General features: G+C 34.6%; 5 protein-coding genes. All 5 read right to left on the reverse strand.

The window, feature by feature from the left end; translation table 11 throughout:
- Positions 1–35: 35 nt before the first annotated feature.
- The 5 genes from COX95_01730 to COX95_01750 all read right to left on the reverse strand — a co-directional run bounded on the left by COX95_01730 (position 36) and on the right by COX95_01750 (position 5683).
- Complete coding sequence (locus COX95_01730) at positions 36–734, reverse strand: hypothetical protein (GenBank protein ID PIZ86277.1); 699 nt, start codon at positions 732–734, stop codon at positions 36–38.
- 113 nt (positions 735–847) lie between these two features.
- Positions 848–2284, reverse strand: a complete 1437-nt coding sequence (locus COX95_01735; protein PIZ86278.1) for a hypothetical protein — start codon at positions 2282–2284, stop codon at positions 848–850.
- 50 nt (positions 2285–2334) lie between these two features.
- Entirely contained in the window at positions 2335–2514 is a 180-nt protein-coding gene (locus COX95_01740; GenBank protein ID PIZ86279.1) for a hypothetical protein, read from the reverse strand.
- A 313-nt stretch (positions 2515–2827) separates the two neighbouring features.
- On the reverse strand, positions 2828–4132 hold the full coding sequence (locus COX95_01745; protein PIZ86280.1) for a hypothetical protein: 1305 nt from the start codon (positions 4130–4132) through the stop codon (positions 2828–2830).
- A gap of 12 nt (positions 4133–4144) precedes the next feature.
- Positions 4145–5683: a hypothetical protein gene (locus tag COX95_01750; protein ID PIZ86281.1), complete on the reverse strand. Its 1539-nt coding sequence runs from the start codon at positions 5681–5683 to the stop codon at positions 4145–4147.
- Positions 5684–5768: the final 85 nt, after the last annotated feature.

The raw sequence follows: 5768 nt of genomic DNA on the forward strand, positions 1-5768 counted from the left end.
ATTTTTTTTCTTTTTTTATTTCTTTTGCCATATTTTTATTGAACAACGTCAGAGGTTATCGCGTCTACATCAACTAGACGTTCTCTTTGTGCTGTCTCCAAATTATATATTTCGTAAAATAACTCAATAATATCTATTGTAGCAAGTTGAGCTGCTCTTAAGCCTAATCCATCAAGGGCCGATACAACCAAATCCACTCTTTCTAATAATTGTGTTTTATGTAGCTGGAATTCTTCTTCCTTTTTCTTTATAGCCCATGTTGGATTTAATGAACTGCCAATTTTTTGGAAGAATCCAACTTTTTCTTGTATTGTTTCAGCAAAGAAAGGCACCACAATATAGAATTTTTTATCCATAATATTAGATACTTCCAAAAGACCTTTTATAAAGGCTACATATTGATCTAACTGAATTTTTAAAAACTCGTTTGTTTCAGCATTTTTTCGTTCTGAAAGCATATGTAGGTAGCTATCAAGATTTAATTTTTTTGAACGTATTAATATCTGAATTGGGAAATCAAAAGAATTTAAAAAATCCTGGTAACTTAAAATTAGAGCTTCCTGTTCAGTGCTTGATTTAAGGTCGAAATTTATTGAAGAGACCATCAAAACCGCTCTCATTGAGCCGTCTTTTAAGACTATAATATTATCTCTTATTTCGGAAATCTCTAAATAAGCTTGGACACTTGCTTCTTTAAGCTTTTCTTTTTTATTTTTATATTTTGTACTTTCCATAGTTTACCCTTAAACCAAGATTTAAGTCTTTTCTTTAAATACATTTTACCATAATAGGTTTTAAAATACTTTTACCTTTCTCGCTTAATTTAAAGATTAATATTATTAAAAAACTAATCTTCTTCTGGCTGGATCTCAGTAAAACTTCCAATGCCTTTTATAAGCGTAGGTTTTTTCTTTGTTTTTTCTTTAATAATTGCTTTTTCAATTTCTTCTAGGTCTTTTTCAATGGTTTCTGTCTTTTTGGTGTTTTCCAGTACGTCTTCTAGCTCATCTTCTTTTACTTTAATGTTTGTTGTAGGTTTTTCAACTCTCGGTGTTGTTACTCGGTCTTCTAAGCCGATTTGATATTCATCGACATAGAAGAACTTTTTGTTTTTAGCAGTATCTGGCCAGACAATTGATGCTATAGCTGGGGCTGTTCTTTTGGCTGGGTTAGTTTTTTTCTCGGGATCTTCTATTATTTTTTCAATGTCTGAGACTGTTCCCCTTAGTTTATTTAATTCTTCTTCTCTTTCTGCTTTTTGTTGTTCTAAAAGACTGTCAATTCTTTGTCGTATATTTTCAATGGTTTTCGGCTCCTCCTCCTGTTTTATTTCCACGGCTTTCATTGTAGCAATCTCATCTTTTTGTTTTTCTAGGCTTGGTTTTTCTTTTATTTCCTGAGCCTTAGAGATTTTTTGTTTCTGTTGTATTTGCTGGTTTTGTGTTACTTTTTTAATTTCTTCCTGTTTTTGTTTAGCTTGTTCTTTAACTTTTTTGAGTTCTTCTTCTTTCTGTTGTATTGCTAATGCCTCGACTTCTTTGGCTTTTTTTGCTAGTTCTTCTTTTATTCTCTCTTCTTCTCTTACTGTTGGAGGTGCTGGAGTCTGTGTGTTATGTGTTATTTCGGTTGCTGGCTCTTTTTTTATATACCCTTGGGTTACTGTAGATACTTTTAAAATTTTTCTTGTCTTTATTTTTTCTTTTTTTTCTTGGATTGTTTTTTCTAAGGAGGTTTCTAATTCTTCTAGTTTTTTTCCCTCCGCTATTTTCTGGGTTAAAGTTTTATCTTCTTCTTGGACAGTTATTCCTTCAACTTTTTCATATAAAGTAGAAACATTTTCTCTTTCTTCTTCTTTGGCTAATTCCCCCCAGCCTCTAGTATCTAGTACGTGGGATAGTTTTTCTAGCTCCGTTCTTATTTGGGATGGATCTTTTGGTATAGAGGTTTCTTCTTTTTTCTTCGAAGGGATAACGGCAATATCCGGTATGTATATGTCTTTTTGCCATATTCTGTTTCGGGGTCTTAGCATAAAAACAATAAATGCACTGATAAATTCCGGCAAAGGCTTTCCCTGAACTTCTATTACCGCAAATGCGGATATTCCTGCAAAAGTTATTAAACCAGCCATTCCGCCGATTCCGGTAGACCCAGCTATTTTACCTATAATAGAAAAGCACATATAGCCTACCATCGCACCGGTTAATAGATATAAAAACTGTTTGAGCGAGAACGGCCCAATTATTTTATCTTCACGCTGTACATCTTGCGGAATTTTATATTGCATCACGATCAATTATACAATAATTTATCGATTGATAAAACAAGCAACTACCTTTATGCTTCATGTTTAATCAACTTAAATATTTGTTGTTGTTTCTTCTCCAGTAAAATTAATTTTACTTCTATTCTATTAACCGTTTCTTTTATTTCTGGGATATCTTTGGCATATCTTTTAATCGCTTGAAGGTTTTTACTATGTTTTTCTATTAGGGCTTTTAATTCTTGGTTTGGCATATTTGTTCCAAAAATAAATATTTTATATTTAAATCTTATGGTTAATATTATTTTTCGTCAAGCTTTATTACTACAAAATAAATCTTGTTTAGAATCCCACCCCAGGGGTGGTACACTTGTACACCCCTGGGGTGGGATTCTAGTTATATACGGACCAAGGAACGTTAGCAAAGCGGGTTTTCTTACAAGGGACGGACCCTTTCAAGTTTCAAGGGTCCGTCCCTTTCCGTGAATGACTTAATCGTGGTTTAAAGGTATTTGTTAATTAAAAAGCCACCTTTTACTAAGATGGCTAGATTTTACTAAATAGTTGCTAGGCTGCAGCTGCACCGCCCCTACCCTGGCCTCCTCGGCCACCCTGTGGGAATTGGATAACATTACCTCCGCCGCCTGTAGGTGGAGGATTTTGTCCACCGCCCGGTCCTTGAGGCGGATGAGGTCTATCCTGTGAAATTGAGGAGTATTCTTCTGCATTTACTTCATCTAGCCCGCGTCTGCCGTAATCGCTCATTGCTTCATATACTCCGTATCTATTAACTTGTCCATTTGCTAAATATATTGTTGTTCTTGCTGCAGGAGCACCAGTTACGGGATCAAAATGTGATAACTGCCCCTTTATTTTATTGTTAGCTATGTCGCTGCCTGCCAATGCCTTGACTGTTTGATAAGATAAATGTTGCCTCAAAATATCTTCTCCTGTTGCATGGTCTAAATAAGCATATCCTGCTAAAGTGCCAGATGCCCAAGAATTAGCTTTTTTAACATTAGCACCCCTTATAGATGCAATAGCTTGATTTCTAAGTTGAGCCATTCCTTGGTTTACATCAATACCATTTGCTCTTAGTCGATCAGCCACTCCATTCTGGTTAGTATTTAAAGCATGATACGCTCCATAAATCATTTCCGGATTACTTTCTTTTAGCTGTTTGAACATAGGCGAATCACCTCTTAATATATTCTCAGCTATGATAGGATTGAATCTTCCCCATCTTTGCCTATCTGCTGCACTAGCCAGACTAAAATCACCTCTTCTAGCTAATTCGTATATACTAGATTTTTGTTCAGTCAGATTTCCTGAATTAGCACTTATTGCTTCTAATTGTTTAGTACTATATTGACCCATTTCTTTTCTATCAGCTTCTCTTAACACACCAACTTGTCGATTCATATGTGGTTGTATCAACATTCTACCTAATCTACTATCAGGATTTTGATCAAGCATTTGCCGTCCCCTTTCTGCCATTCCTCTAGTTAGGAAATTACCTCTGCCATATCTTCCTAGTGCTCTTTGTTGCGCTAAGGCCTCTTTTTCTTTACTTCTTGATTGTAATGCAGAACCAAGGCGGGTGCGTGCAAATTGTCTTTTCTTAGTATTTTTAGACATATTACCAATTTTTTTTCCAATTGATTGCGCAAGCTTATCTCCTAAAGTCATAGGCACAAGCGCAGCCGCAAAGACTAAAACTATTTTAACAAGAAAAGTTATAAATGAAGGAGCCATTGGCTGCGTATTATGAAGTGGTTTATAGTTTGGAGCGGCAATAACAATTGGAGTTATACTCAAAATAATCATTACCGAAAATATTATTAAATTTTTTTTTGATATTCGCTTTTTCATTTTTAACCTAAATTAAAGTTGACTTGCTACAAATAAAATTAAAGCTATTACAGGGCCCATAAAAACCCACCGCGCTAAATAGTTCCACCACGTTGATGTTAAGTCTCTTGTAAAGGGTAGAACAGAGAATAAAAATACCAAAGGAGAAAATACTACCAAAAGATAAATTACCACCATTCTTACTATAAGCATAATAATTAAAGTTGCTATTGCTACACCAACAACTGTTAATGCAAATATTGATAAGAATGTTATAGCTAAAGATGCTCCTCCAATAGCACCAACTATTGCTATTACAAAGAAAGATAAAGATGCCCCAGCACCCGCTGCGTTTGCTGAAAGCATTGTTTGAGGTACTATTAAAGCTAAAAAATCAATATCATGGCTAATTTGGTATGTTAAAACATTAGCTACGTCTAGTATTGCCATTGTCATCAAATGGCTGAAATTTATGAAGATGGCAGCAATTATTAGCCTCGGTAATAGCATCTTTGCAGTGTAATAATCTATCTGGAAGCGAATAGCATTAGCAACAGCAATAAATAATAGACCTAAGATAAGTAAAATATTAGAAAGGTTTCTCACTTTGCCCCAAGCTAATGATATGGCTGCTGCAGTACTAGGGTCACTTCTAAGATCTATTACAAGAAGTTCTTTTATTAACCATTGTCCAACACTGTCTAGTGCCCCAGAAATTATGTCTAGTATTTTTCTAATACCAGCGTTAATCTGTCTTTCTACAAACCCTTGATTATGAGCGATAGACTTAACTCGATCCGGATTAATTGAAGCAGTTCCTGATATACTTCCCTTCCCTGGTGCGCTATTGCTGCCTGGAAGTTGCGCCCATTCTAAAAATTCTTTAATATTTCTATCGTCACCGCAAAAGTTGCTATTAATCAGATAGTGCTCTCTGAAGGTTGTTTTATCAACATTTGCAATGTCTACCCAAGATGTTTTAGAGTCTGGTCTCCAGATTGGATAGATATTATCTCCGTTTCCTAGTATTTGTCCTTGTGGTATTGGCACCCAAGACCAAGGACCAAAATTTTTTAAAATTTTTGCGAATCCTGATAATTCCTCTGCCGTGCCGCCTGCATTAACTTGAATAGCCATTCTTTCGCAATTGCCATTAACACATTGAAAGTAATAATAATTATCATTAGGCAGTGGTGCATAATTTCTTGCCTCGACTGATTCTACTAATATAAATGTCCATGTTGAAGGATCCCAGCCAGGTGGAACATCAGGATGATTTGAATTATATTTGGGATCTGTGCCAAAGCCTTCGCTATTTGCAGGGGTTACTTTTATTGTTGGAGGATTGTTCAGATACTTATTTTCTGAATCAATTTTAATATTAAAATCGCAGCCAGAAGCAAAGGGGTTTGGAAAAATTTTATCGTAGTCTTGCTTAGTTCTTGTATCAAAAGTAGTTTTTTTAGGATCAATTGCGGCATGAGCACTTTTAGTTTCATTGGTAATTATAAGAAAAAACCCTAAAAGAGATGCTATAAAAACAATAATTAATTTAAGAGAATTTCTTTTCATATTTTGATCTTATTATCAATAAATATTATAACAAATAAAAAAGATATTGTTAATCAATATCTTTTTTATAGTATTTATATATTAG

It is taken from the genome of bacterium CG_4_10_14_0_2_um_filter_33_32, assembly GCA_002792735.1.
Classification (GTDB): Bacteria; Patescibacteriota; CPR2_A; order CG2-30-33-46; family CG2-30-33-46; genus CG2-30-33-46.